23 protein-coding genes are annotated in these 24,503 nt (G+C 72.3%); 8 read left to right on the forward strand and 15 right to left on the reverse strand.

Translation table 11 applies throughout. The annotated features are described in order from the left end of the window. Window positions 1–149: 149 nt before the first annotated feature. Complete coding sequence (locus ACFZCY_RS38120) at window positions 150–1,343, forward strand: cytochrome P450 (RefSeq protein ID WP_391184183.1); 1,194 nt, start codon at window positions 150–152, stop codon at window positions 1,341–1,343. Between the two features lie 108 nt (window positions 1,344–1,451). Here ACFZCY_RS38120 and gcl read toward each other — a convergent pair whose 3' ends face one another. From gcl to ACFZCY_RS38140, 4 genes are read right to left on the reverse strand one after another with little or no spacing between them, the layout of a single operon-like run. Continuing rightward, window positions 1,452–3,230 (reverse strand): glyoxylate carboligase, encoded by a 1,779-nt coding sequence (gene gcl, locus ACFZCY_RS38125; RefSeq protein ID WP_391184185.1) that lies wholly within the window; start codon window positions 3,228–3,230, stop codon window positions 1,452–1,454. A gap of 25 nt (window positions 3,231–3,255) precedes the next feature. Beyond that, window positions 3,256–4,152, reverse strand: a complete 897-nt coding sequence (locus ACFZCY_RS38130; protein ID WP_391184188.1) for a 2-hydroxy-3-oxopropionate reductase — start codon at window positions 4,150–4,152, stop codon at window positions 3,256–3,258. 32 nt (window positions 4,153–4,184) lie between these two features. Further along, window positions 4,185–5,018, reverse strand: a complete 834-nt coding sequence (locus ACFZCY_RS38135) for a TIM barrel protein (RefSeq protein ID WP_391184191.1) — start codon at window positions 5,016–5,018, stop codon at window positions 4,185–4,187. Between the two features lie 54 nt (window positions 5,019–5,072). Continuing rightward, on the reverse strand, window positions 5,073–6,518 hold the full coding sequence (locus ACFZCY_RS38140) for a malic enzyme-like NAD(P)-binding protein (RefSeq protein ID WP_391184193.1): 1,446 nt from the start codon (window positions 6,516–6,518) through the stop codon (window positions 5,073–5,075). A 420-nt stretch (window positions 6,519–6,938) separates the two neighbouring features. Between ACFZCY_RS38140 and ACFZCY_RS38145 the strand changes: the two genes are divergently transcribed. Further along, window positions 6,939–7,139, forward strand: coding sequence for a DUF3311 domain-containing protein (locus ACFZCY_RS38145; RefSeq protein WP_391184195.1), 201 nt, complete (start codon window positions 6,939–6,941; stop codon window positions 7,137–7,139). After that, window positions 7,136–8,629 carry a sodium:solute symporter gene (locus ACFZCY_RS38150; protein ID WP_391184198.1) on the forward strand — a complete coding sequence of 498 codons (1,494 nt, stop codon included), beginning with the start codon at window positions 7,136–7,138 and terminating at the stop codon, window positions 8,627–8,629. Before ACFZCY_RS38145 ends, ACFZCY_RS38150 begins: the two co-directional genes overlap by 4 nt. 79 nt (window positions 8,630–8,708) lie before the next feature. On the opposite strand, the gene rpsN is transcribed toward ACFZCY_RS38150, so the two are convergent. Together rpsN and rpmB are read right to left on the reverse strand one after the other, a co-directional pair. Then, window positions 8,709–9,014, reverse strand: a complete 306-nt coding sequence (rpsN, locus tag ACFZCY_RS38155) for a 30S ribosomal protein S14 (protein ID WP_391184200.1) — start codon at window positions 9,012–9,014, stop codon at window positions 8,709–8,711. After that, window positions 9,014–9,250, reverse strand: a complete 237-nt coding sequence (gene rpmB, locus ACFZCY_RS38160) for a 50S ribosomal protein L28 (protein WP_391184203.1) — start codon at window positions 9,248–9,250, stop codon at window positions 9,014–9,016. Before rpmB ends, rpsN begins: the two co-directional genes overlap by 1 nt. Window positions 9,251–9,431: 181 nt before the next feature. Between rpmB and crtI the strand changes: the two genes are divergently transcribed. The 3 genes from crtI to ACFZCY_RS38175 are packed head-to-tail and all read left to right on the forward strand — an operon-like array spanning window position 9,432 to window position 12,963. Beyond that, window positions 9,432–10,991: a phytoene desaturase family protein gene (gene crtI / locus ACFZCY_RS38165; RefSeq protein WP_391184308.1), complete on the forward strand. Its 1,560-nt coding sequence runs from the start codon at window positions 9,432–9,434 to the stop codon at window positions 10,989–10,991. Continuing rightward, window positions 10,988–11,977 carry a squalene/phytoene synthase family protein gene (locus ACFZCY_RS38170; RefSeq protein ID WP_391184205.1) on the forward strand — a complete coding sequence of 330 codons (990 nt, stop codon included), beginning with the start codon at window positions 10,988–10,990 and terminating at the stop codon, window positions 11,975–11,977. Before crtI ends, ACFZCY_RS38170 begins: the two co-directional genes overlap by 4 nt. Further along, window positions 11,974–12,963: a DUF5914 domain-containing protein gene (locus tag ACFZCY_RS38175; protein ID WP_391184208.1), complete on the forward strand. Its 990-nt coding sequence runs from the start codon at window positions 11,974–11,976 to the stop codon at window positions 12,961–12,963. Before ACFZCY_RS38170 ends, ACFZCY_RS38175 begins: the two co-directional genes overlap by 4 nt. On the opposite strand, the gene ACFZCY_RS38180 is transcribed toward ACFZCY_RS38175, so the two are convergent. The 4 genes from ACFZCY_RS38180 to ACFZCY_RS38195 form a co-directional block, all read right to left on the reverse strand. Further along, complete coding sequence (locus tag ACFZCY_RS38180) at window positions 12,912–14,522, reverse strand: FAD-dependent oxidoreductase (protein ID WP_391184211.1); 1,611 nt, start codon at window positions 14,520–14,522, stop codon at window positions 12,912–12,914. The two genes, ACFZCY_RS38175 and ACFZCY_RS38180, sit on opposite strands and share 52 nt — an antisense overlap. After that, entirely contained in the window at window positions 14,519–15,754 is a 1,236-nt protein-coding gene (locus tag ACFZCY_RS38185) for a lycopene cyclase family protein (RefSeq protein WP_391184213.1), read from the reverse strand. The genes ACFZCY_RS38180 and ACFZCY_RS38185 overlap by 4 nt, the downstream gene beginning before the upstream one ends. A gap of 36 nt (window positions 15,755–15,790) precedes the next feature. Then, window positions 15,791–16,276 (reverse strand): sortase, encoded by a 486-nt coding sequence (locus ACFZCY_RS38190; protein ID WP_391184215.1) that lies wholly within the window; start codon window positions 16,274–16,276, stop codon window positions 15,791–15,793. A 231-nt stretch (window positions 16,277–16,507) separates the two neighbouring features. Next, a complete protein-coding gene (locus ACFZCY_RS38195) occupies window positions 16,508–17,077 on the reverse strand; it encodes a WHG domain-containing protein (RefSeq protein WP_391184219.1) in 570 nt (189 codons plus the stop codon). 86 nt (window positions 17,078–17,163) lie between these two features. On the opposite strand from ACFZCY_RS38195, the gene ACFZCY_RS38200 reads away from it, so the two are divergent. Beyond that, a complete protein-coding gene (locus ACFZCY_RS38200) occupies window positions 17,164–17,655 on the forward strand; it encodes an FBP domain-containing protein (protein ID WP_391184222.1) in 492 nt (163 codons plus the stop codon). Between the two features lie 134 nt (window positions 17,656–17,789). After that, window positions 17,790–19,259 carry a DUF1996 domain-containing protein gene (locus ACFZCY_RS38205; protein ID WP_391184225.1) on the forward strand — a complete coding sequence of 490 codons (1,470 nt, stop codon included), beginning with the start codon at window positions 17,790–17,792 and terminating at the stop codon, window positions 19,257–19,259. Window positions 19,260–19,320: 61 nt separating this feature from the next. On the opposite strand, the gene ACFZCY_RS38210 is transcribed toward ACFZCY_RS38205, so the two are convergent. The 5 genes from ACFZCY_RS38210 to ACFZCY_RS38230 are packed head-to-tail and all read right to left on the reverse strand — an operon-like array spanning window position 19,321 to window position 24,305. Then, entirely contained in the window at window positions 19,321–20,196 is an 876-nt protein-coding gene (locus ACFZCY_RS38210) for a branched-chain amino acid aminotransferase (RefSeq protein ID WP_391184228.1), read from the reverse strand. Further along, window positions 20,193–21,458: an ATP-grasp domain-containing protein gene (locus tag ACFZCY_RS38215; RefSeq protein WP_391184231.1), complete on the reverse strand. Its 1,266-nt coding sequence runs from the start codon at window positions 21,456–21,458 to the stop codon at window positions 20,193–20,195. Before ACFZCY_RS38215 ends, ACFZCY_RS38210 begins: the two co-directional genes overlap by 4 nt. After that, window positions 21,455–22,465, reverse strand: a complete 1,011-nt coding sequence (locus ACFZCY_RS38220) for an EamA family transporter (protein ID WP_391184233.1) — start codon at window positions 22,463–22,465, stop codon at window positions 21,455–21,457. The genes ACFZCY_RS38215 and ACFZCY_RS38220 overlap by 4 nt, the downstream gene beginning before the upstream one ends. Next, window positions 22,459–23,727: a DUF6421 family protein gene (locus ACFZCY_RS38225; protein WP_391184236.1), complete on the reverse strand. Its 1,269-nt coding sequence runs from the start codon at window positions 23,725–23,727 to the stop codon at window positions 22,459–22,461. The genes ACFZCY_RS38220 and ACFZCY_RS38225 overlap by 7 nt, the downstream gene beginning before the upstream one ends. Next, window positions 23,724–24,305 carry a bacilysin biosynthesis protein BacA gene (locus ACFZCY_RS38230; RefSeq protein ID WP_391184239.1) on the reverse strand — a complete coding sequence of 194 codons (582 nt, stop codon included), beginning with the start codon at window positions 24,303–24,305 and terminating at the stop codon, window positions 23,724–23,726. Before ACFZCY_RS38230 ends, ACFZCY_RS38225 begins: the two co-directional genes overlap by 4 nt. Between the last annotated feature and the right edge of the window lie 198 nt (window positions 24,306–24,503).

A 24,503-nucleotide genomic window follows, 5' to 3' on the forward strand; every position in this document is an offset into this window, starting at 1 on the left:
GCCGTGATGAGCGCGTCGGCCAAATTTAAATCAGATGCTTGACTTAATGTACCGGATCGGGTTGCCTGATCACCGGACGACGCCTGGACCGGGGGAGAACGCGGCGGCCGCCGATGACGCCGCGTCACTCAGCAGAGGGAGAAGCCGGCATGACACTCGCGGAGTTTCCGATGGCCAGGGCGGCGGGCTGCCCGTTCGACCCGCCGCCCGCCCTGCGGGCCACGACGGAGGAGGGGCCGCTGGCGCGGGTCGGCCTGTGGGACGGCAGCACTCCGTGGCTGGTGACCCGGCACGCCGAGCAGCGGGCCCTGCTGGGCGACCCGAGGGTCAGCGCCGACATCACCCGGCCCGGCTATCCGAGCCAGGCCCCGATCCCCAAGGGCTCCGTCCCCATCAGCTTCATCCTGATGGACGACCCCGAACACGCCCGGCTGCGGCGGATGGTGACGGCCCCGTTCGCCATCAAGCGGGTGGCCGCGATGCGCCCGGCCGTGCAGAAGATCGTGGACGACCTCATCGACGAGATGCTGGCCGGACCGGCGCCGGTCGACCTGGTGCAGGCGTTCGCCCTGCCGGTGCCCTCGCTGGTGATCTGCGAGCTGCTCGGCGTGCCGTACGCGGATCACGACTTCTTCCAGGACAACAGCAAGGTCCTGATCAACCGTGAGGTGGAGCCCGAGCAGCGGACGGCCGCCCATGGAGCGCTGCTCGGCTACCTGGACGGCCTGATGGGCGAGAAGATCTCCCACCCCGTGGACGATCTGCTGTCCGGGCTGGCCAGGCGGGTCACGGCGGGCGAGCTGACCCGTGAGGAGGCGGCCCAGATGGGTGTGCTGCTCCTGCTCGCGGGCCACGAGACCACCGCGAACATGATCGCGCTGGGCACCCTGGCCCTGCTGGAGAACCCCGGCCAGCTCGCCCTGCTGCGCGAGACGGACGATCCGAAGCTGGTCGCCTCGGCGGTGGAGGAGCTGCTGCGCTACCTCAACATCACCCACAGCGGGCGGCGCCGGGTGGCGCTGGCGGACATCGAGGTCGGCGGCCAGGTCATCCGGGCCGGTGAGGGCATCATCCTGGCCAACGACATCGCCAACCGCGACCCCGAGGTCTTCCCGGACCCCGACCGGCTGGACATCCGGCGTGACGCCCGCCGCCATGTGGCCTTCGGCTTCGGGGTGCACCAGTGCCTGGGCCAGCCGCTGGCCCGGATGGAGCTGCAGGTCGTCTACAGCACGCTCTACCGCCGTATCCCCACCCTCCGGCTGGCCACCGAGCTGGAGAAGATCCCCTTCAAGCACGACGGGTCCGTCTACGGCGTCTACGAACTGCCCGTGGCCTGGTGACCCGTCCCGGCCCGGGACATGCTGGAGCCTCCCGGCGGCGCGGCTTCGACCGCGTGGATCACGCCGCCGGGAGGAGCTGTGGGGCGCCGGGCGATACCGCCCGGAGGGTCATCCGATGGCGGTGCGGACCGCCGTGGGGGCGTGCTCGGGGCTGGTGGCCGGCTCCTCGAACTCGTTGACGTTGTCGAGTTCGGTGCCCATGGCCACGTTGGTGACGCGCTCCAGGATGATCTCGACGACGACCGGGACCCGGAATTCGGCCATCAGCTTCTTGGCCTCCTCCAGCGCGGGCGCGATGCGGTCGGGTTCGAAGACCCGGATGGCCTTGCAGCCGAGCCCTTCGGCCACCTTGACGTGGTCGACGCCGTAGCCGCCGACCTCGGGGGCGTTGACGTTGTCGAAGGAGAGCTGGACGCAGTAGTCCATGTCGAAACCGCGCTGGGCCTGCCGGATCAGCCCCAGGTAGGCGTTGTTGACCACGACATGGAGGTAGGGGATCTGGAACTGAGCCCCGACGGCGAGTTCTTCGATCATGAACTGGAAGTCGTAATCGCCGGAGAGGGCGACCACGGAGGCGCCCGGGTCGGCGGTGGCCACGCCCAGCGCGGCCGGGACGGTCCAGCCCAGCGGCCCGGCCTGACCGGCGTTGATCCAGTGCCGGGGGCGGTAGACGTGGAGCATCTGCGCGGCCTGGATCTGGGAGAGGCCGATCGTGGAGACATAGCGGGTGTCCGGCCCGAACGCCCGGTTCATCTCCTCGTAGACCCGCTGCGGCTTGACCGGCACCTGATCGAAGTGGGTCTTGCGCAGCATCGAGCCCTTGCGCCGGCGGCAGCTGTCGGCCCAGTCGGCGCGGTCCGCGAGACGGCCGGCCGCCTTGAGTTCCCTGGCGGCCTCGACGAACAGCTCCAGGGCGGCCCGGGCGTCGGAGACGATGCCGTAGTCGGGCGCGAACACCCGGCCGATCTGGGTGGGCTCGATGTCGACGTGGACGAACGTACGGCCCTGGGTGTAGGTGTCGACGCCGCCGGTGTGGCGGTTGGCCCAGCGGTTGCCGACGCCGAGGACGAAGTCCGACTCCAGCAGGGTCGCGTTGCCGTAGCGGTGCGAGGTCTGCAGGCCGACCATGCCCGCCATCAGCGGGTGGTCGTCCGGGATGGAGCCCCAGCCCATCAGCGTCGGCACCACCGGCACCCCGGTCAGCTCGGCGAACTCCACCAGCAGATCGGACGCATCGGCGTTGAAGATGCCGCCGCCCGCGACCAGCAGCGGCCGCTCGGCCGCCTGGAGCAGGCCCATCGCCTTGTCGATCTGCGCCCGGGTCGCCGCGGGCTTGTGGACCGGCAGCGGCTCATAGGTGTCCGGGTCGAACTCGATCTCGGCCATCTGGACGTCGATGGGCAGGTCGATCAGGACCGGTCCGGGGCGGCCGGACCGCATCAGGTGGAACGCCTGCTGGAACGCGCCCGGCACCTGGGCGGGCTCCAGCACGGTCATGGCCATCTTGGTCAGCGGCGCCGCGATCGAGGCGATGTCGACCGCCTGGAAGTCCTCCTTGTGCAGCTTGGCCACCGCCGCCTGGCCGGTGATGCACAGGATCGGGATCGAATCGGCGCTCGCCGAGTACAGACCGGTGATCATGTCGGTGCCCGCGGGGCCGCTGGTGCCCACACAGACCCCGATGTTCCCCGCCTCCGCCCGGGTGTAGCCCTCCGCCATGTGCGAGGCGCCCTCGACATGCCGGGCCAGGACGTGGGTGAGGCCGCCGTTGCTGCGCATCGCGGCATAGAAGGGGTTGATCGCCGCGCCGGGGAGACCGAAGACGTGAGTGGTGCCCTCACGCTTCAGGATCTCCACCGCCGCCTGAGCCGCTGTCATACGCGCCATGGGGTTCTCCTGTGGTTCCGGGGGATCAGTGGATGTCGCGGCCGGCCAGGCGCTCGACGCCGCGCAGCAGCGCGGAGTGGTCCAGGTCTCCGTCGCCGCAGGCACGGGCGGAGGCGACCAACTGGGCGACGACGGAGCCGACGGGCAGCGGTGCGCCGACCGCCCGGGCGGCGTCGGTGACGATGCCCATGTCCTTGTGGTGGAGGTCGATGCGGAAACCGGGCTGGAACGAACGGCTCAGCACCGCGTCCCGCTTGCGGGCCAGCACGGTCGAACCGGCCAGGCCGCCGCCCAGCACCTCCAGCGCGGCCTCGAGGTCCACCCCGGCGTTCTCCAGGAACACCACGGCCTCGGCCAGGGCCTGCAGGTGGACGGCGACCATCAGCTGGTTGGCGGCCTTGACCGTCTGACCGGCGCCGTGCGGGCCGACGTGCACGATGGTGGTCCCCAGCGCCTCGAACACCGGCCCCGCGTCGGCGAAGTCGTCCGGCTCGCCGCCGACCATGATGGACAGGACGCCCTCGATGGCGCCCGCCTCGCCGCCGGAGACCGGGGCGTCCAGCGTGCGGACACCCTTGGGCCGGGCGGCCGCCTCGACCTCCAGGGAGGTCTGCGGGGTGATGCTGCTCATGTCGATCAGCAGGGTGCCCGGCGCGGCGTGTTCCAGGACGCCGCCCTCGCCGAGGACGATCTCCTTCACCTGGGGGTCGGCCGGGACCATGGTGATGACGACCTCGGCGTCGCCCACCGCCTGCGCGATGCTGTCCGCGCCACGGCCACCGGCGGCGACGAGCGTGTCGACGGCCGCACGGCTGCGGTTGTAGCCGGTGACGGTGTGCCCGGCCTTGACCAGGTTGGCGGCCATCGGGCCGCCCATGATGCCCAGGCCGATGAAAGCGATCTTCCGCGGAGTGGCGGTCATAATTCCTCCTTCTTGAGGGCTTGGTGGCGGGGTCAGGCGTGGGCGGTGCTGCCGCGCCGCTCGCGCGGGAGCCAGCCGAAGCTGTCGGCGCTCGGGCCCTGGGCCTTGTACTCCAGGCCCACCCAGCCGTCGTAGCCCGCCGCCTCGAGCCCGGTGAGCAGCCCGTCGAGGTCCAGCCCGCCGCTGCCCGGCGCGCCCCTGCCGGGGGCGTCCGCGATCTGGACGTGGCCGATGCGCTTCGCGTGGGTGGCGATCACACCGGCCACGTCGTCACCGTTCACGGCCAGGTGGTACAGGTCGGCGAGGAAGCGGACATTGCGGGCGCCGGACGCGCGCTCCACCCGGTCGATGACCCCGATCGCGTCCGCCGCGGTGAGCAGCGGGTACGCGGGGGCGCCGCTGACCGGCTCCACCAGGACGGTGCCGCCGATGCGCTGCGCCGCCTCGGCCGCCAGCGCCAGGTTCTCGGCGGCCAGGGCGTCCTGCTCCGCCGGGTCGGCGCCCTCGACGCGGTTTCCGTACAGGGCGTTGAACGCGCGGCAGCCCAGCTGTTCGCCGATCGCCACGGTCACGTCGATGTTGTCGCGGAACTCGGCGCTGCGGGCGGGCCAGGACACCAGGCCGCGGTCGCCGCCCGGCATGTCCCCGGCGAAGAAGTTCAGCCCGGTCAGCTGGACCCCGGCGTCCCGCACGGCCCGGACGAAGCCGTCGACGTCCTTGTCCTCCGGCACCGCCACGGTGTGGGGCCACCAGAACTCGACCGCGTCGAACCCGGCGGCCTTCGCCGCGGCCGGGCGCTCCAGCAGCGGCAGCTCGGTGAAGAGGATCGACAGGTTGACCGTGTAGGGGAGATGGTGGGTGCTCATTTCTCACATCCCGGGAAGTGGTGTCGCTTGCAGGACTCGTACGCAGGAAAGGGGTCAGGCCCCGGTGGGGCTCGCGTCCCGGACCGCCGCGGCGACCGCGGGCGCGACGTCCGGGTCGACGGTGGGGCTCGCGTCCCGGACCGCCGCGGCGACCGCGGGCGCGACGTCCGGGTCGAAGACGCTGGGGACGATGTGTCCGGCGTGCAGCTCGGTGGCCGCCACCGTGTCGGCGATGGCGCGGGCCGCGGCGATGAGCATCGCGTCGGAGATCTCCCGGGCGCCCGCGTCGAGCAGGCCGCGGAAGATGCCGGGGAAGGCCAGGACGTTGTTGATCTGGTTGGGGTGGTCGCTGCGGCCGGTCGCGACGACGGTGGCGTGGCGCCGCGCCTGGACCGGATCGACCTCGGGGTCGGGGTTGGCCAGGGCGAAGACGATCGCGTCGTCCGCCATCGCCGCCACGTCCTCGCCGCTCAGGATGCCGGGCGCGGACACGCCGATGAAGACGTCCGCGCCGCGCAGGGCGTCCGTCACGCTGCCGGTGCGGTTTCCGGCGTTGGTGTCCTCCGCCAGCTGCCGGCGGGACGCGTCCAGTCCGGCCCGGTCGCGGTGGATGACACCGGACCGGTCGCAGGCCACGATGTCGCCGGCGCCCTCGGGGGCCAGCAGCCGGATGATGGCGGTCCCCGCCGCGCCCACCCCGCTCACCACGATCGTCGTATCGGCGAGCTTCTTGCCGACCACGCGCAGGGCGTTGGTGAGGGCGGCGAGGACGACGACCGCGGTGCCGTGCTGGTCGTCGTGGAAGACGGGGATGTCCAGCTTTTCGCGCAGCCGCCGTTCGATCTCGAAGCAGCGCGGTGCGGAGATGTCCTCGAGGTTGACGCCTCCGTACACCGGGGCGAGCAGCTCGACGGCCCGGACGATCTCGTCGGTGTCCTGGGTGTCCAGGCACACCGGCCACGCGTCCACGTCGGCGAACCGCTTGAACAGGGCGGCCTTGCCCTCCATGACGGGCAGGGCCGCCGCGGGGCCCAGGTTGCCCAGGCCGAGCACGGCCGATCCGTCGGTCACGACCGCGACGGTGTTGCGCTTCACGGTCAGGCGCCGGGCCTCGTCCGGGTCGGCGGCGATGGCCTGGCAGACGCGCGCGACTCCCGGTGTGTAGGCGCGGGAGAGGTCGTCACGGCCGCGCAGCTCGACCCGGGGGCTGACCTCCAGCTTGCCGCCGATGTGCATGAGGAACGTGGCGTCGCCGACCGTGCGCACCCCCACCCCGTCGAGTGCCGCCACCGTGTCGGTGATCACCTTGATGTGGTCGCTGTCGACGGCGTCGCAGGTCAGGTCGACCACGATGTGGTCGGCGCCGGTCTCGACGACATCGAGCGCGGTGAGCGCGCCCCCGGCGTCGCCCACCGCCGCGGCCAGCCGCCGGGTGGCGGTGGCGTCGGCGGGGGCCTCCGCACGCAGGGTGAGGGCGAATCCGGGACTCGGTGTGGGCATGGGCTGACCTCGCACGTCGGGGCGCCTCTGGAACGCCGGGCTGCTACGTCTCCACCACCCTCGTTACTTCCATGATGCGGATAGTGATTTTTGCTTAGTGGAATAACAACCCTTGTGGTCCGTCGGCGTCAACCCCCCGGCGGCGGTTGATGGCGATGCGTCCGCTTCGGCGGAATGTTTGATCGATCCGCTGGGCGTGAAGCGTTGACATGGGTTCGCGGCCGACCTATACATCTCCCAGTTGAAAAAAGTTTTCCGCGAAGTGGAATGGCCTGGATCGGGGAGAGGTGACCACCCCTCCTGATGGGCCGAGCCGTCTCCCGGTGGCATCACCCCGGCGGGACCGTCCCACGCTCGTGTCATCCCCAGAGGAGTCCCGCCCCGTCCGAGGAGTGCGGCCCGCCCCAGGAGGTTCTTGACGTGAAACCCATCCATCTGCTCGGCGCGATCCCGTTCATCGGGATCCTCGGGGGGATCTTCTTCGTGAACCGGGTGACGCCCTATGTCCTCGGTATGCCGTTCATCCTCTTCTGGCTGGTCCTGTGGGTCGTCCTGATATCGGCGACCATGGCCGTGATCTACCGGATCGACCCGGCCAACCGTGAGGAGACCACCTCGTGATCGCCCTCGCCGTCATCTTCGTCTTCCTCGCCGCCGCGCTGCTGCTGGGGCTGCGCGCCCGCCGCGGCAGGGACATGGACCTCGAACAGTGGTCGGTCGGCGGCCGCGGCTTCGGCACGATCTTCGTGTTCCTGCTGCTGGCCGGTGAGATCTACACGACCTTCACCTTCCTCGGCGCCTCGGGCTGGGCGTACGGCAAGGGCGCCCCGGCGTACTACATCCTCTGTTACGCCTCACTCGCCTATGTGCTGTCCTACTGGCTGCTCCCGGCCGTCTGGCGGTACGCCAAACAGCACCGGCTCATCTCCCAGTCCGACTTCTTCGTCGCCAAGTTCGACAGCCCGCTGCTCGGCGCCCTCGTGGCCCTCGTCGGCGTCATCGCGATGGTGCCGTACCTCGTCCTGCAGCTGAAGGGGCTCGGGATCATCGTGTCCGTCTCCTCCGACGGCCGCATCCCCTCCCACTGGGCCATCGTGATCGGCACCATCGCCCTGACCGTCTACGTCACCATCTCGGGCATTCACGGTTCGGCGTGGACCGCTGTCATGAAGGACGTCACCATCCTCGCGGTCGTCCTGATCCTCGGCATCTACCTGCCGATCCACTACTTCGGCGGCTTCGAGGACATGTTCCGCGCGGTCGACAAGCACCAGGCGGGCTTCCTCACCCTGCCCACCAGCGGTATGAGCACCTCGTGGTTCGCCTCCACCGTGCTGCTCTCGGCGCTCGGCTTCTACATGTGGCCGCACACCTTCAGCGCCGCCTACAGCGCCCAGAACGAACGTGTCTTCCGCCGCAACGCCATCTTCATGCCGCTCTACCAGCTCATCCTGCTCTTCGTCTTCTTCGCCGGATTCACCGCCATCCTCGTCGTGCCCGGCCTCAAGGGCGCCGACGCGGACCTCTCGCTGCTGCGCATCACCACCGCCACCTTCCCCCCGTGGTTCGTGGGCATCGTCGGCGGCGCGGGACTGCTCACCGCGCTGGTTCCCGGATCGCTGCTGCTGATGACCTCCGCGACCTGCCTGGCGAAGAACGTCTACCGCCTCGCCCGCCCGCGCAGCAGCGACACGCAGGTGACCCGTCTGGCCCAGTGGCTGGTCCCCGCGCTCGCGCTGGTCTCCCTCTACTTCACCTTCAACGGCGGCAGTTCGATCGTGTCCCTGCTGCTCATGGGCTACGCCCTGGTGACCCAGCTCTTCCCCGCCCTGCTCGCGAGCCTGGCCAAGCGGCAGCTGGTGTCCAAGCAGGGGGCGGCCGCGGGCATCGTCGTCGGAGTGGTCACGGTCGCCGCCGTCACCCTCTCCGGTGCCACGGTCGGCAGCCTGCTGCCGGGCCTCCCGCAGGCGATCAAGGATCTCAACGTGGGCGTCATCGCGCTGGTCCTCAACGTCGTGGTGATGGTGGCCGTCTCCGCCGTCACCCGCCCCGCGGGGCGCCCCAGTCCCGCCCCGCGGATCCAGCCAGAGGCCGCGGCCGGCGCCGGCTGAGCCACTTCGCCCAGATGCCACCACCCCCGGCCGCGCCGGGGGTGGTGGCATGTGTACGACCCCTCGTACGCCACGGGGCTCACCAGCTGCTCTTGGTCACCCCGGGAAGCTCGCCCGCGTGCGCCATCTCGCGCAGCCGGATGCGGGACAGGCCGAAGGCGCGCAGATGGCCACGGGGGCGGCCGTCGACGGAGTCCCGGTTGCGTACGCGGGTGGCGCTGGCGTCGCGCGGCTGGCGGCGCAGCTCCCGCTCGGCGGCGAGGCGTTCCTCCTCCGGGGTGTGGGGAGCGGCGATGAGCGCCTTCAGCTGGGCGCGGCGCTTGGCGTAGCGGGCGACGATGGCGCGCCGCCGCTCATTCTTGGCGATCTTGCTCTTCTTCGCCATCAGACCTTTCCTCCCCGGGCGCGGATGCGGGCCACGGCGGCTTCGACGCCGATGTTGTCGACGGTCTTGACGGCCCTGGCGCTGAGGGTGAGCCGGATATGGCGCCCCTCGCTGGGCAGCCAGTAGCGCTTGCGCTGGATGTTGGGGTCGAACCGGCGCTTGGTGCGGCGGTGGGAGTGGGAGACATGGTTGCCGAAGCCGGGCCGTCGGCCGGTGAGTTGGCAGTGGGCGGACATGGGTCCTCTCCGTGGTCATGGTCGTCGTGTTCGGGGATGTGGGTGCCACCGTAGCAGCTAGATGAAAATGATAACCAAAATCTAGCTCTCGAATCCGCCTCACCCACGGTCGAATTCATTCGGCCGGACGGCCCCTCGCGCGGGTGCGCGGCCCGGACGTCAGAAGACTGAAACCATGCCCATGAGGACCGTCGCCGGGCCCACCGGCCATGTCGTGGTCGTCGGGGCGGGTCTGTCCGGGCTCGCCGCCACCCTGCACCTGCTCGGCGCCGGACGCCGGGTGACCCTGGTGGAACGCGCCACCCGGCCCGGCGGCCGGGCGGGCCGGCTGGAGCGGGGCGGCTACCACTTCGACACCGGCCCCACCGTGCTCACCATGCCGGACCTGCTGGCCGAGCCACTGGCCGCCGTGGGGGAGGAGCCGGCCGACCGGCTCGACCTGGTCGCGCTGCACCCCGCCTACCGGGCCACGTTCGCCGACGGCAGCAGCCTCGACGTCCACACCGGCGCGGACGCCATGGAGGAATCCGTACGCGCCTTCGCCGGGCCACGGGAAGCGGCCGGATACCGGCGGCTGCGGACCTGGCTGGAAGCCCTCCACCGCGTGCAGATCACCCGCTTCATCGACGCCAACTTCGACTCGCCGCTCCAGCTGCTCCACCCCGACCTGGCCCGGCTGGCCGCGCTCGGCGGCTTCGGACGGCTCGACCCGGGCATCGGCCGCTTCCTCCGGGACGAGCGGCTGCGCCGGGTGTTCTCCTTCCAGGCCCTCTACGCGGGCGTGCCACCGGCCCGCGCCCTGGCCGCGTACGCCGTCATCGCCTACATGGACACCGTCGCGGGCGTGTACTTCCCCCGGGGCGGCCTGCACGCCGTACCCCGCGCGCTGGCCGCCGCGGCCACCGACGCCGGTGCCGACCTGCGGTACGGCCAGCGGGTCACCCGGCTGGAGCGGCGGGCCGGGCGGATCACCGCCGTCATCACCACACACGGCCGTGTGCCCTGCGACGCCGTCGTCCTCAGCTGCGAGCTGACCGAGGCCTACCGGCTGCTGGGCCGCGCCCCGCGCCGCCCGCTGCGGGCGCGGCGCTCACCATCGGCCGTCGTCCTGCACACCGGCACCGACCGCACCTGGCCGCACCTGGCCCACCACACCCTCTCCTTCGGCGCCGCGTGGCGCACCACGTTCGAGGAACTGACCGTCTCCGGGCGGCTGATGAGCGACCCCTCGCTCCTCATCACCCGGCCCACCACCCACGACCCCGCCCTCGCCCCGCCCGGCCGCCACATCCACTACATCCTCGCGCCCTGCCCCAACACCGACATCGGCCCCGGCGCCGCCGAGTGGCGCACCCTCGGACCGCGCTACCGGGACCACGTCCTCACCGAGCTGGAGCGCCGAGGCCTGGCCGGACTCGGGGCGGCCGTCGAAGAGGAATGCCTGGTCACCCCGGCCGACTGGGCGGCCCAGGGGCACGCGGCGGGCAGCCCGTTCTCGCTCGCCCACACCTTCGGCCAGACCGGGCCGTTCCGCCCGGCCAACCTCGTACGCGGAACGGAGAACGTGGTGCTGGCGGGCTGCGGCACCACCCCCGGGGTGGGCGTCCCGACCGTGCTGATCTCCGGAAAGCTGGCCGCCGCCCGCATCACCGGCCACCCCCGCCCCGGCCCCCGCCACGTCCACCTCGACGGCCCCCGCCGCGTCCGGCCGCGGGCCCTCCACCGGCAAGGATCCCCATGACCCGACACGAACTCGACGCCGCGGGCATCCACGACCCGGCGCTGCGCGCCGACTATCTGCGGTGCCGACAGCTCAACGCCCGCCACGGCAGGACGTACTTCCTGGCCACCCGGCTGCTGCCCGCGGCCCGGCGCCCCGCCGTGCACGCGCTCTACGGATTCGCCCGCTGGGCCGACGACATCGTGGACGACCTCGAAGGCTCCGCCGGTCCCGCGCCACGCGAGGCATGCCTGGCACGGCTCGCCGACGAGCTGTCCCGGGCCCTGCGCACCGGCCGCGCCCACGAGCCGGTCGTACGGGCGCTGGCGCACACCGCCGCCACGTACCGCATCGACCACCGGCACTTCACCGACTTCATGGCCTCGATGCGGAGCGATCTGACCGTCACCGACTACCCCACCTTCGCGCACCTGCGCCACTACATGCACGGTTCGGCCGCGGTGATCGGCCTTCAGATGCTGCCCGTCCTCGGCCACGTCGTGCCCCGCGAGGACGCCGAGCCGCACGCGGCGGCGCTCGGTGTCGCCTTCCAGCTCACCAACTTCCTGCGGGACGTGGGGGAGGACCTGGACCGCGGCCGGATCTATCTGCCCGCCGACCTGCTGACCGCACACGGAGTGGACCGGGCGCGCCTGCGGTGGTCCCGCCGCACCGGGCGGCGGGACCACCGCATCACCGCCGCCCTGCGCGACTTCGCCGCCCTGACCCGCGGCTACTACCGCCGGGCGCTGCCCGGCATCCCGATGCTCGACCCGGTGGCCCGCCCCTGCATCCGTACCGCGTACGTGCTCTACGGAGGCATCGTCACCGCCGTCGAGCGCGACGGCTACGCGGTGCTGCACCGGCGGTCGGCGGTGCGGCGGCGGGTACGGGCCGCGGTCGCGCTCGACGGACTGGTCCGGGTCGGCGCCGCCCGGCTGCTGGCCGCCCGTACCGTACGCACCGCCCCGCCCGGCCGGCCGCTCCCCGCCGAGGAGGCCGCATGACACCGGTCGTACCGCGCCGTCTTCCGCTGTCCCTGCGCCGCGGCGGTGTTCCCTGGGAGCGGCAGCGGCCCACCTGGCGGGAGGCCAGGCCCGCCCTGATCGCCGCGGCCCTGAAACGGGCCCAGGACCGCCCGTCGGGCAACTGGTACGTGCTCGGCGCGTCCGCCGCCGTCACCCGGGGCCGCCCCTTCGGCCGCACCATCGCCGGCAGCGAGGTGGTGGCCTGGCGGGACGCCGCCGGACGCCTCACCGCCGGCCCCGGCGCCTGCCCGCACCTCGGGGCGCCGCTGAAGGACGCGGCGGTCAGCCGCGGCGGGCTCGTCTGCCACTGGCACGGCCTCGCCCTGCCCGGGGACGCCACCGCGGGCTGGTCCCCGCTGCCCGCCCACGACGACGGCGTGCTCGCCTGGGTACGGCTCGACGCGGCCGGTGGCGAGGAGCCGCTGGAACGCCCCGTACAGCCGCTCCGCCCGGCGGCCGGGGCCACGGTCGCCGCCGTCCACGACGTCACCGGCACCTGCGAGCCCGCCGATGTCATCGCCAACCGCCTCGACCCGTGGCACGGCGGGTGGCTCCACCCGTACTCCTTCGTCGATCTCACCGTCGAGGAGCCGGACGGCGAGGACGCCCTCGCCGTCCGGGTGTCCTTCAAAGTGGCCGGGCGGGTGGTCGTCCCCGTCCGCGCCGTCTTCGCCGCGCCCGGGCCCCGCACCGTCGTCATGCGCATCACCGACGGCGAGGGCCGCGGCTCCGTCGTCGAAACCCACGCCACCCCGCTGGCCTCCGACCACCGCGGCCGCCCCCGCACCGCCGTCATCGAGGCCGTCCTCGCCACGTCCGACCGCCCCGGCTTCGCCGTCGCCCGCGCGGCCGCACCCCTGCTGCGCCCCCTGATGCGCGCGGCCGCCGCGCGTCTGTGGCGCGACGACCTCGCCTACGCCGAACGCCGCTGGGCCCTGCGGGAGGCCGGGCGCTTCCCGGGCTGACCGACGGTGGGCACGGCGGACGGACGGTCGGCCAGCCGGTGCACACCGCGCAGCACTGCCATGCGGCCGTGGCGGGGGACCGTCCACAGCCGCTGGCCGCGCACGCCCCAGCGGGCGAGCAGCGCGTTGGCGGCCAGGAACCCGCTGGTGGCCGCCCGTTCCATCAGCGCGACCGGCAGATCGGTGCGGACCAGGTCCCCGGCCAGCACCACCGCCGGATCGGGCGTGCGCACCGTGGGCCGGTCGCGGTAGCCGCCGACCGGGAAGGCCGGGCAGTCGGCGCGCCATTCGTGGCGGACGTCGACCAGCTCGGCATCCCGGGTCTCGGGGTAGACCCGGGCCAGCTCGGCCCGCAACCGGCGCTCCACGGCGGGCCGGTCGGCGGCCGGGCCGACGGCGTACGCGTGCAGCTCCAGCACCGAGCCGCCGGTGGCCGCCGCCCAGCGGGCGGCTTCGCCCTCCCACCGGGACACCACGCTGACGTTGTCGAGCGGGCCGTAGCCGCTCGTGCCGAGGAACCCGGGGCGGCCGGGGTCCGTGGGCGCGCCGAGCCACAGGCGGGAGACCAGGAACGGCGGCGCGGTCCGCAGGGCCGCGATCCGGTCCCGCCACTTCGGGTCGCCGAGGCCGGGGGAGTCCGCCACCAGCGTGCGCAGGCCCGCCGTGTCCAGGGCGAGCACCACCCCGTCGTACGCCTCCCCGTCCACCGCCACCCGCCCGCCGTCCAGCGGGCACACCGACTCCACGGCGGCACCCAGCCGCACGTGTGTGCCGTGGCCCTCCAGATAGCGCCGCAGCGGATCCCACAGTGCGTACGGGAACGGCTCGCGCACCACGTCGAACAGCAGCCCCTCGCTGGACCCGAGGAAGTAGATGTGGAACATCACCGCCAGCTCCGCCGCGGACAGCTCGCCCGGATCCGTGAAGAAGCTGCGGGAGAACACCTCGAACGCCAGGTGCCGGGCCGCCGCCGGGAAGCGGACCGCGTCCAGGAACTCCGCCGCGCTCAGCGCGTCCAGCCGCTCGTGGATCCACGGCAGCCGGACGTCGAACAGCGGCAGCGCGGCCACCGGGTCCATGCGCGCCAGGTCCCGCCAGCCGAACGACGGACTGCGCGCGGCGAAGCCGAGCGCGGACCACGGCGGGGTGCGCGGGACGCCCGCGAAACCGTCCCGCAGACCCGAGGCGTGCCACAACGGATAGTCGGGCAGCCCGGTGAGCAGGCTCAAGCCCGGGTCGATCCGCCGCAGCAGCCCTCGCAGGTTGTAGTACTGCCGGAAGAAGGCGTGGAACCCGCGGCACATCGTCGCCGCCGATCCGTCCGCGAGCGTCGTCGGCCATCCGGCCAGCCGCCCGCCGAGCATCGCGCCGCGCTCGTACAGCACCACCGCGACCCCGCGTTCGGCCAGCGCGGTCGCCGCCGCGAGCCCCGCGATCCCGCCGCCCACGACCGCGACCCGTGGCGCACCTCCGGCCGGGACCCGGGCGCGGCCCGCCGTCACGGGCAGCACCTCGGCCCGCCGGTCCCGCCCCCGGCGGGCCGCCACCGCGCGCTTCACCGCTCCCGCCTCAGTGGCGCCCGGCCGGTGGCGGTGACGGTGGCGGTGTGCGCGATGCCGGTCCGCCGCCGGAGCCAGGGCAGTTCGGCCACCGTCCGCAGCATGGGTGCCACCGGGGTCCGTAACCCCACCATGACATCCTCCGCCAACCCGGTGCGGCCGTCGAGGAAGCGCAGCAGCCGCTCGGCGGGTACGTGGCGGAAGAGGCCGGTGAAGACATCCGCGCCGGTCACCCGGCCGGTGGCCACGGCGCGCAGCATCGCCGCGTCCATGGCGAGCGCGCGGGCCGGGTAGGGGGCGGGCGGCACCGGGCGGCGGCCCGCGGCGAAGGCCGCCGCCACCGCGCGGGACTGCCGCTGCACCGCGGCGAAGGTGTAGCCGGTGGCCGGTCGGGTGGCGCCGCCCGCGGTGCCGATGCGGAACACATGGGCGCCCGCGTGGCGGGGGAAGCGGCCGTCGGTCATCGGGATGACGCCCTGCTCGGCGGAGAGCACCCGGAAGGGCGGCAGCCGCAGCACGGCCCCGGTGTAGTGGCGCAGGGCCGCGTCGTACGCGGCGTCGGCCGGCACCGCGGGCGAGAACTCGGTGTACTCCACCAGCGCCTCACGGTCGCTCAGCGGCAGCACATAGCCGAAGGACAGGCCCCGCTCCGGCTGCGGGGTGCGGAAGTCCATCAGCTCGGCCACCGCGGGGTCCAGGGCGGGGGTGGCGCAGCGGATGAACCAGCCCCGGAAGTGCTGGAGCAGCGTCGTACGGGCCGGTGGCAGGGCGGCCGCCGGGCGGGAGTCGAAGGCCCACCGGGTGCGCCAGGCCACCGGGTGGCCGTCGGCGCGGACACCGCGCACCAGGGCGCCGCCCGCGTCGTCGCACACCTCGTCCACCATCGCCTCGACCCGCCGCACCGAGGGCGCCGTGCCGAGGCGGGCGGCCACCCAGCGCTCGAAGTCGCGCGACCGCAGCATCTTGTAGACGTAGGGCGCGATCTCGCGTTTCAGCGGGCGGCCGTCGGCCCCGTGCACCCCGACCCGGCCCCAGCGGGCGGCCAGTGCCCCGTCGAACTCACCGCCCGGCTCCTCCCACCAGCACCACGTCCGCTCCGGTGGCCGCAGCCGCCCCTCCGGCGCCTCGACCAGCAGCACCCGGGGCGGGGAGGGCAGGGTGGCGAGCCGGTAGGCCAGCGTCAGACCGGCCGCTCCCGCGCCGACGACGGCCACCTCCGCGTCCCACGCCACCGCCGAGTCTCCCCACCGCTCCGCCGGGCGAGGGTTCTAGCGCCGGACGCTTCGGTGGCGGCGCATCATGAGCACACCTCCGGCCGTGACGGCCAGGACCGCGCCACCGAGGAGGGTCGGCTTGTTCTCGCCGACCGCGGCGGGCCCGAAACCGGCGTGGACCCCGCCGGTGGGGCGGCTGCGCTCGACCGCGACCGTATCGGTGATCTTGATGCTCGGCGGACACTTCACGACCACGTCGTGGCCGCCGGACGCGGCTTCCTCGGGAATCCGGAAGTGGCCGGTGAGTACGCCAGTGTGGTTGTCGTCGAACAGGTGGAACTCGTCTCCGCCCGCGGTGCCCTTGCCGTAGGTCACGTCCGAGCCGCAGGCGGTCGTGCTGACGGTGACCGTGGACCCCGGGGCGCCGTTCCTCGGGCTGATGAGGAGCTCCGAGTCATCGGCGGCGGCAGCGGCCGGGCCCTGCAACGCGAGGGCACAGAGCGCCAGGCCGATGCCTGCGCCGGCGGGTACGTAACGCATGAAAATCCTCCAACGGAGCAGTGGCCGACCCGATCACGCGGCACCTGTGAGGTGTTCCGCTCACGAGCCAACCGACAGTCCGCCACCCCTGCAACACGAGGCGTCACCCAACCGCGCCACGGCCACCACTCCACTTGATCGTTTACGCAGGTCACCGGAGCGCCGTCCGGCGCGGAGCGGAAGCGACCGGAGAGGAGCGAATGGGCTATCCGCGCGCTGTCGCCAGGCGAATCAGGTCGCGGGCCAGTTGCGCAGCAGGGCGTCGAGCGCGTCCAGGGCCCGGGACCAGGACTCCTCCGAATCGGGGGAGCTGTGGCTGAACCCGCCCGCCAACTCCAGGCTGACGTAGCCGTGGAAGACGCTGCCGAGCAGCCGGACCGCATGTGTCTGGTCCGGCTCCGCCAGGTCGTAGCCGCGCAGGATCGCCCGCGTCATCTGGGCGTGCCTGCCGCCCGCGCTGGCGGCCGCCGTCTCCGGGTCGAGCCGGAACTGGGCGGCGGCGTAGCGGCCGGGATGCTCGCGGGCGTAGTCGCGGTAGACGTGTCCGAAGGCGGTCAGGGCGTCCTTCCCGGCCCGCCCGGCCAGGGCGTCGGCGGCCCGGTCGGCGAGTTCCTCCAGGGCGAGCAGGGCGATCCTGGTCTTGAGGTCGCGGGAGTTCTTCAGATGCGAGTACAGGCTCGCCACCTTGACGTCGAACCGCCTGGCCAGCTCCGACACGGTGACCTGCTCGAAGCCGACCTCGTCGGCCAGCTCCGCCCCGGCCCGGGTCAGACGCTCCGCGGTCAGCCCTGCGTACCCCATGCCCCTCCCTCTCCGTCGACAGCATCACGCCGACCGAGGCCATTATTCATTTGCCTAAGACCTTTAGGCAACTTAGCCTCCCGGTCATGAAGCCGCTGACCGAGCAAGAGATCCGCTCCGCCTTCGTCAACTGCACCAAGGGCGAGGCGAAACGCCTGTCCGTACCCCGCGATCTGGCCGACCGGCCCTGGGACGACCTGGACTACCTCGGCTGGCGAGATCCCCAGGCCTACGACCGCGCCTACCTCGTCACCACGCTGGACGGCCGCCCGACGGCTCTCGCGCTGCGCTGCCCCACGCCCGCCTCCTGGCAGACCCAGCGCGGCATGTGCTCGCTGTGCCTCACCTCCCACGCGGGCGGCGTCCCCCTGATGGTCGCGCCGAAGGCGGGGAAGGCCAGGCAGCGGGGCAACTCGGTGGGCACCTACATATGCGGCGACCTCGCCTGCTCGCTGTACGTACGCGGCAAGAAGGACGCGGGCGCGGGCGCCCGGCTCCATGAGTCGCTCACCCTGGAGGAGAAGATCGAGCGGACCGTGGCCAACGTCGCCGAGTTCCTCGCCAAGGTGACCGCCTGACCCCGGGAGGTCCCGGAACCCCTCGGCTCCAGGGCGAATCTGACGGATCGGTGACATGATCCACCCCGCTGCCCCGGTCCGGTCGCGTGGCTATAACCTTCCGTCGAACGCGTCCGACATGACAGAGGAGTTCCATGCGACGCAATACGCGTAGACGGTCGAAGACCGCGAGACGGGCGATCGTCGCCACCGCCGCGTTAGCCCTGGGGGCGGGTGGACTGGTGACGGTCAACATGTACGCCTCGGCCGACGCGGGCGGATCGCAGCAGAGTGACAGCCGCGACCGGGCGTTGTCCGCCCGCGCCTCCACCATCGACTGCCCCGACGTCGGCCAGCGCCTGAGCGCGGTGCCCCAGCGGGCCAGGGCCGAGGTGGACCGGGAGCTCGCCCTGCTGGACAAGCAGGTCGCCGAGGCGTACCAGCGGCTGGCCGGTTCCCAGCGGGCGATCCAGCAGGACGCCAACTTCGCGCAGAACGCGATCATGGGTCCGCTGAAGGACAAGCGCACCGCGACCATCGACCGCATCTCGATCGCCATCGGCAGAGTGGCCGCCACTCCGCAGGGCCTCGGCGGGCTCGCCACCTGCACGTTGAAGGAGCAGTCCGGCGGCGGCCAGGGCGGGAACCAGGGCGGCGGCGGTCAGGGCGGCGGTCAGGGCGGCGGTCAGGGTGGCGATCAGGGCCAGAAGGGCAACGGCCCGGTGGCCGCGGACTTCGTGGACATCACCAGCGTCCAGCCCAATGTGCGCACCCCGCGCCCCGCTGGGAACGCCTCCAAGGGCCTGTTCACCACCACGTGCGGCGTCAACGCCAACAAGCTCTACAACACCGACAACGTCATCGTGGCACCCGGCGTGTCCAACGGGGCGCATCACACCCACGACTACGTCGGCAACCAGGCCAACAACGCGTTCGCCGACAACAACACCTTCGCCGGTGGCCGCACCAGCTGCCAGAACCAGGGCGACAAGTCGACCTACTACTGGCCGGTGCTGCGACTGCAGGACGGCACCCGTGAGTTCGACGCGGACAAGCAGGGCGGCGGCGCCGAGGGCAACACCGGCCGCATCCTGACGGCCAAGAAGGTCACCCTGGAGTACATGGGCAACCCGCGCGGCAAGGTCGTGGCGATGCCCAGGTTCCTGCGCATCATCACCGGCGACGCGAAGGCCTTCAGCAACGGGACGGCGAACGCCAACGCCTCCTGGAGCTGCACCGGGTTCGAGAACCGTCAGCTGAAGGACAAGTACCCGATCTGCCCGCAGGGCAGCGACGTGGTGCGTACGGCGAAGTTCCAGAGCTGCTGGGACGGCAAGAACGCCGACAGCGCCAACCACCGCTCCCACGTGGCGTTCACGGACGCCGACGGCCGCTGCCCGAAGGGCTTCGTGGCGATTCCGCAGCTCGTGCAGCGCCTGGTGTACGACGTGGACGCGCCCAGCCTGAAGGACAACGGGAAGACCCGGCCGTTCTTCGCCGTGGACGGCTTCCCCGAGCAGTTGCACAAGCCGGTCACCGACCACGGGGACTTCATCAACGTCTTCGACGAGCGCGTGATGAACCAGATGGTGCGGTGCATCAACACCGGACGCACCTGCCGCTGAGACACGGCGAAGCCCTGCCGTCGGCCCTTTTTCGGGCCGCCGGCAGGGCTTCGCCCCCTTTTCAGTGCGTGCGCACCGTACGGGCGTACGCCTCGGACAGCGCCGTTGTCACCTTGCCGACGCCGTACCGGTGGCCGTCCACCGCGCTGACCGGCTGGACCTCGTACGCGGTGCCGGTGAGGAAGACCTCGTCGGCGTCGGCGAGGGCGTCCGGCTCCAGCGGGCGCTCATGGACGGGGATGCCGAGGTCGTGGGCGAGACCGATGACGGTCTGGCGGGTGATGCCGTTGAGGAACGTGTCGGGGACGGGGGTGTGCAGGGCGCCGTCGATGACGAGGAAGAGGTTGGCGCCGGTGGCTTCGGCCAGCAGCCCCCGGTGGTCGAGCAGCAGGGCGTCGTCGTAACCGGCGGCTTCGGCCTCGTCGCGGGCGAGCGTGCAGATGTTGTACAGCGAGGCCGCCTTGGCCTGCACCGGCGCGGTGTCGGGCGCCGGGCGGCGCCAGCGGGAGGTGCCCAGGCGGATGCCCTCCACCTGCGTCGCGTCGCCGAAGAGGTTCGGCCACTCCCAGGTGGCGATGGCGACGTGGACGCGGTTGCCCGTACCGGCGACGCTGAGCTGCTTGCCGCCCCGCCACGCCACGGGCCGGACGTATCCGTCCGTGATGCCCTGCCTGCGGACCAGTTCGCGTGAGGCGTCGGCGAGTTCGGGCACGCCGAAGGGGATGGCGAAGCCCAGTTCGCGCGCGGAGGTGTGCAGGCGCTCGGTGTGCTCGGTGAGTTTGAAGATCGCGCCACCGTAGACGCGCATCCCCTCGAAGACGCCACCGCCGTAGTGCAGGCCGTGGGAGAGGACGTGCAGCTTCGCGTCGCGCCAGGGCACGAAGGCGCCGTCGTACCAGATGACGCCGTCACGGTCGTCGAAGGGGAGGGAGGTCATCGGTCACTGCCTTCCGGGGCGTACTCGATGCGGATGGCGGTCTCCAGCGTGCGGTGGAATTCCTCGGCCTCGGCGGTGGTGGCGTGCCGGGACAGGACGAACGCCGGGTATCCGGTGAAGTCCGGATAGGGACGCACCACGTCGCCGGGGAAGAGCATCTGCACGACATGGTCCACCCGGGGGTCGGCGCGCAGCTCGTCCAGGCCGTGGATGGCGGTGATCCGCCCCGAACCGCCGCACGGCACGATGTAGTTGGCCGCCGCGCCCGTGGCGGAGGGGGTGCGGCCGGCGCCGAAGGAGCATGGCGGCAGCCCGGCGGCGATCCGCAGCGCGTCCGCGGCGAAGTCCAGCCCGGTGACGTTCCGGACGATGTACTCCGAGACCCCCGAACCGCCGATGCGGGCCCCCAGCTCCAGCAGGTACGGCCGGTCGCCGCGCAGCCGCAGTTCGGTGTGGGTGGGGCCGTCGGCGATGCCGAGCGCGGTGTGCGCGGCGGTGACCTCGCGCCGGATGGCGTCCCGCACCGCCTCGGGCAGGACGGCGGGCGCGCGGTAGACGCTCTCCTCGAAGTACGGACCCTGGGGTTCGCCCTTGTAGCCGATACCGCACACCGTCACCTCCCCTCGGTGGGCGAGGGATTCCACGGCGAACTCGGGCCCGTCGAGATACTCCTCCACGATCAGGCCCCCGGCCCGGCCCAGCTTGTCCCGGCAGATCTGCGCCACCTCCTCGACCACGGCCCGCAGCTCCTCCGGGCGTTCCGCCTTGGTGACGCCGAGGCTGGAGAAGCCGTGCGCGGGCTTGACCACGACGGGAAAGTCCAGGTGCGCGGCCTCCTCCCAGGCGGAGGGGGCTTTCAGGCCGACGAAGCGGGGCACGTTGAGCCCTGCCGCGGCCAGCCGCTCCCGCATCACCCGCTTGTCCTGCGCGCCGAGCGCCGCGTCCCGCCCGATACCGGGCAGCCCGAGGAGTTCGGCGGCCTCCGCCACGAACGGCACGGCCGGGTCGTACAGGGTGCCGATGCCCTGGAACGGGGTGGTCTCGTGCAGCTGCCGCAGCGTGGCCAGGGCCCCCGCGCGGTCCCCTTCGACGTCCAGCCGCAGCACGTCGGCCACGGCCGGGGGCAGCCGGTCCGCGCTCACGGTCTCGTCGGGGCGGGGTACCAGGATGAGGCGGATACCGGCGCGCTCGGCGCTGTCGAAGACCCAGGGCAGCGTCGTCCGCTGGTACACCAGGACGACGCTGGGCTGCTGTGTGCTCACGATGTCTTCCGTTCCAGTGGGATTCCGGCCTCCGGGCCGGTGTCGTCGGTCGTGCCGGGCCCGTCGGCCGGGGGACGGGCCCGGCGGGAGCCGCCCACCGTCAGCCACACCCCGGCCGAGCAGGCGACGATGAGGACGAGCACGATCGGACCGGGCGGGCCCGCCCACCCCAGCGCCCATTCACCGAGCCGGATCAGGAACGGCACCACCAGCGCCACGGCGGAGGTGAACAGCGGGCCCTTGCGCAGGATGAGTTCGTGCGAGATGAGGAAGACCGGGGCGGTGAGCCCCGCGCCGAGCAGCGCCACCCCGCCCCAGTCGGCCGCCGTGACGCCGCCCATCGGCACGAAGAGCGCGGTCGTCAGCCCCAGCATGACCGCGCCCGCCCCCGTGATGGCGGGCAGCGCGGCCAGCGGTGAGATGTCGGCCATGCGCTGCCGGTAGACGTAGCCGTAGAGGGCGTACGTGAACGTGCCGCCCAGCGCCAGCAGGGCACCGGCCAGCAGGGTGCCCCCGCCCGTCGCGCCCTCGCCGCCCGACCCGTCCGCCACCGCGTAACCGCACGCCGCGGCCACCGCGAGCAGGGTGCCGCACACCTTGCGGACCGTGCCGCGCTCGCCGAAGGCGACGATGCCGATGACGAAGGTCACGCACGGCAACAGCGAGACGATCAGGCCCACCCGGGAGGCGCCGATCCGGCCGATGCCGAGCAACGTACCGGAGTAGTACGCGAAGAACCCGAGGAACGCCAGCAGCAGAAACCCGCCCGGGCGGCCGAACCCCTTCCGGACGTCCGGCCAGCTGCGCGGGCGGAGCACGGCGATCACCGAGATGGCCAGGAAGCTGGCCGCCGTCCGGCCGCTCGCCACGGCGAGCGCGGGCACACCGTCCACCAGACGGGCGGACATCAGCCAGCCCGCGGCGAGCAGCAGCACCATGAGCACCGACAGCGCGGGCACCACCAGCGGTTCGCCACGCCGCCGCGGCGCCGGGCGGCCCGTCACCACTGCGCGAGCGAGAACGTCAGCGGTGGCAGCCGGTCCAGGCTCTGCCTGGCCCGCAGCAGCACCCGCTGGTCCTCGGTGAACCGGTAGCGCTGCTTGGGCTCCCCGGCGGGCAGGTACCTGCGCACCAGTTCCTTGGCGGCGGCCCGGTACTCGTCGTCGCTGGTGACCTCGGCCTCCATCTTCTCGACCATGGTGACGTAGTCCCGCAGCGCGGCCACGGTGGCGTCCCGGTCCAGCCGCAGCAGCCCGCCGTCGTCCGGGGAGCCGGTCAGCGCGCCGCGCTCACGCAGCCAGGAGTAGAGGAAGACACCGGTTCCGGAGTCGAAGTTGCGGGTCGCGTCGTCGGCCTGCGGATAGCGGAAGACACGTTCCAGCAAGATCATGGCGATCTGCTCCTCGGCGTACGGGATCCCGCCGTCGGCGCAGGCCAGCGCGGTCTTCGCGTCCACCTTGATCTCTTCGAGCAGGCCGACGAACCAGTTCATCTTGAGCGAGATGTGCTCGTCGAACGGCCACAGGCCCTGGTAGTGCATGCGGTCGTGCAGATAGCCCCAGATGGCGCGGGCCTCGAAACACACCTCCGGGTCCAGGCCGGTGGAGGCGCGGGGCACCGAGTCCGGGGTGAGGACGGCCGCCGCCCCCGGGAGGGCGTAGGTCTCGTGGATGGCGCGCATCTTGTTGTAGAAGAACATGGCGTACGGCTGATCGGTGATCTTGTCGTGCGCGGCCACGTTCTCCGGGAAGAACACCAGGCAGTTGCCCTGCGCGAAGCCGGCGCTGCCCGCTACGAGGATCAGGGACTGGCAGTTGTTCTTGGGATGCGGATGGGTGACGGCCAGGTCCGGCAGCGCGGCGGGCTCCTTGCGCAGCGCGTAGAAGCAGTCCAGCCGCTTGCCGACGGGCGGTGCGCTGTTGGTGCTCTGCAGCGGCGCGAGGAAGAAGACCATGCTCCCGTCCTCGGGCGGGCGCAGCGCGTCCCGGGAGCGGGCGAAGTGGGGCGGGGTGTCCAGCCCGGCCTCCAGCCATCCGGCGACATCGGCGTCCAGCGCGTCGGCCTGGTGCCCCAGCCCGTTGCGCCGGTACCAGGCGCACGCCTCGTCCGAGATCAGGGTGAGCAGCGCACGGTCGTCCGCCGTGGGGGCGGTGACCGTGCCGTCGTCGGCCTGGCGGGTCCGGAAGCGGTCGACCCGCGGTATGAGTGATTCCGTCAGTGTCCGCGCCTCGGCCAGGTACGCGGGGTCCATGGGTGCTCGGGAGGTCACAGTGCCACCGCTCCCGCCGTCAGCGGCTCCCCGGCCCCGGCGTCCACGGTCAGGACCTGGTGGACGGTGAAGACCATGGGGACCGGGCCGAAGTCGCGCAGGACCCGCAGTCCGTGCCGCTCGGCGGCGACGAGCGTGGTGATGCAGCCCTCGACCTTGCCGGCGGCGCAGTCGATGGCGGCCTGGGAGTTGCTGAGCACCTCATGGACCTCGGCCGTGCCGGGGACGAGGCCCCTGGGCGCCGGATGTGAGGCGACGGTGGCCGGTGCCGGCGTTCCGGCGGAGGCGAGCACCATGTTGTGCGTCGGCATGACGAAGCTGTCGACCATCCGCAAGCGGTGGAGGTTGCCGAAGACCAGGGTGTGCAGGGCCGGGTAGACGGCGCAGGCGGTCAGGGCGTGCTGCCCGTCGGCCGGGACGGCTTCCAGCGCCGCCTCGATGGAGGAATGCAGATGGACTGTTCCCTCGACGCCGCGTCTGCGCAGCCATTCGTGTGAGGCGGCTTCCAAGTTGGTCCCCTGCGGGCCGAGTGTGTGCAGGTGGCGGACGTGATCCGGCCCGGCATGGATATGCCGCATGATCCCCCCATGTTTTGTGTTCTCGATCGCTTCGGCGGCGTTCCCCGGAAGCTGAGAGGATAAAAACAGGAGTAAACGGCAACAAACAAGAGCCTTCTGTAAAACATTCCAGATGGCGAGATTCGATGCCTGATGGATGGCGTTATTCGGCCAACTGGTCGACGGCGTAACGGAATGCGACGCTCCGTCTCCTTCGCG

It is taken from the genome of Streptomyces sp. NPDC007983 (assembly GCF_042958345.1).
Taxonomy (GTDB): domain Bacteria; phylum Actinomycetota; class Actinomycetes; order Streptomycetales; family Streptomycetaceae; genus Streptomyces.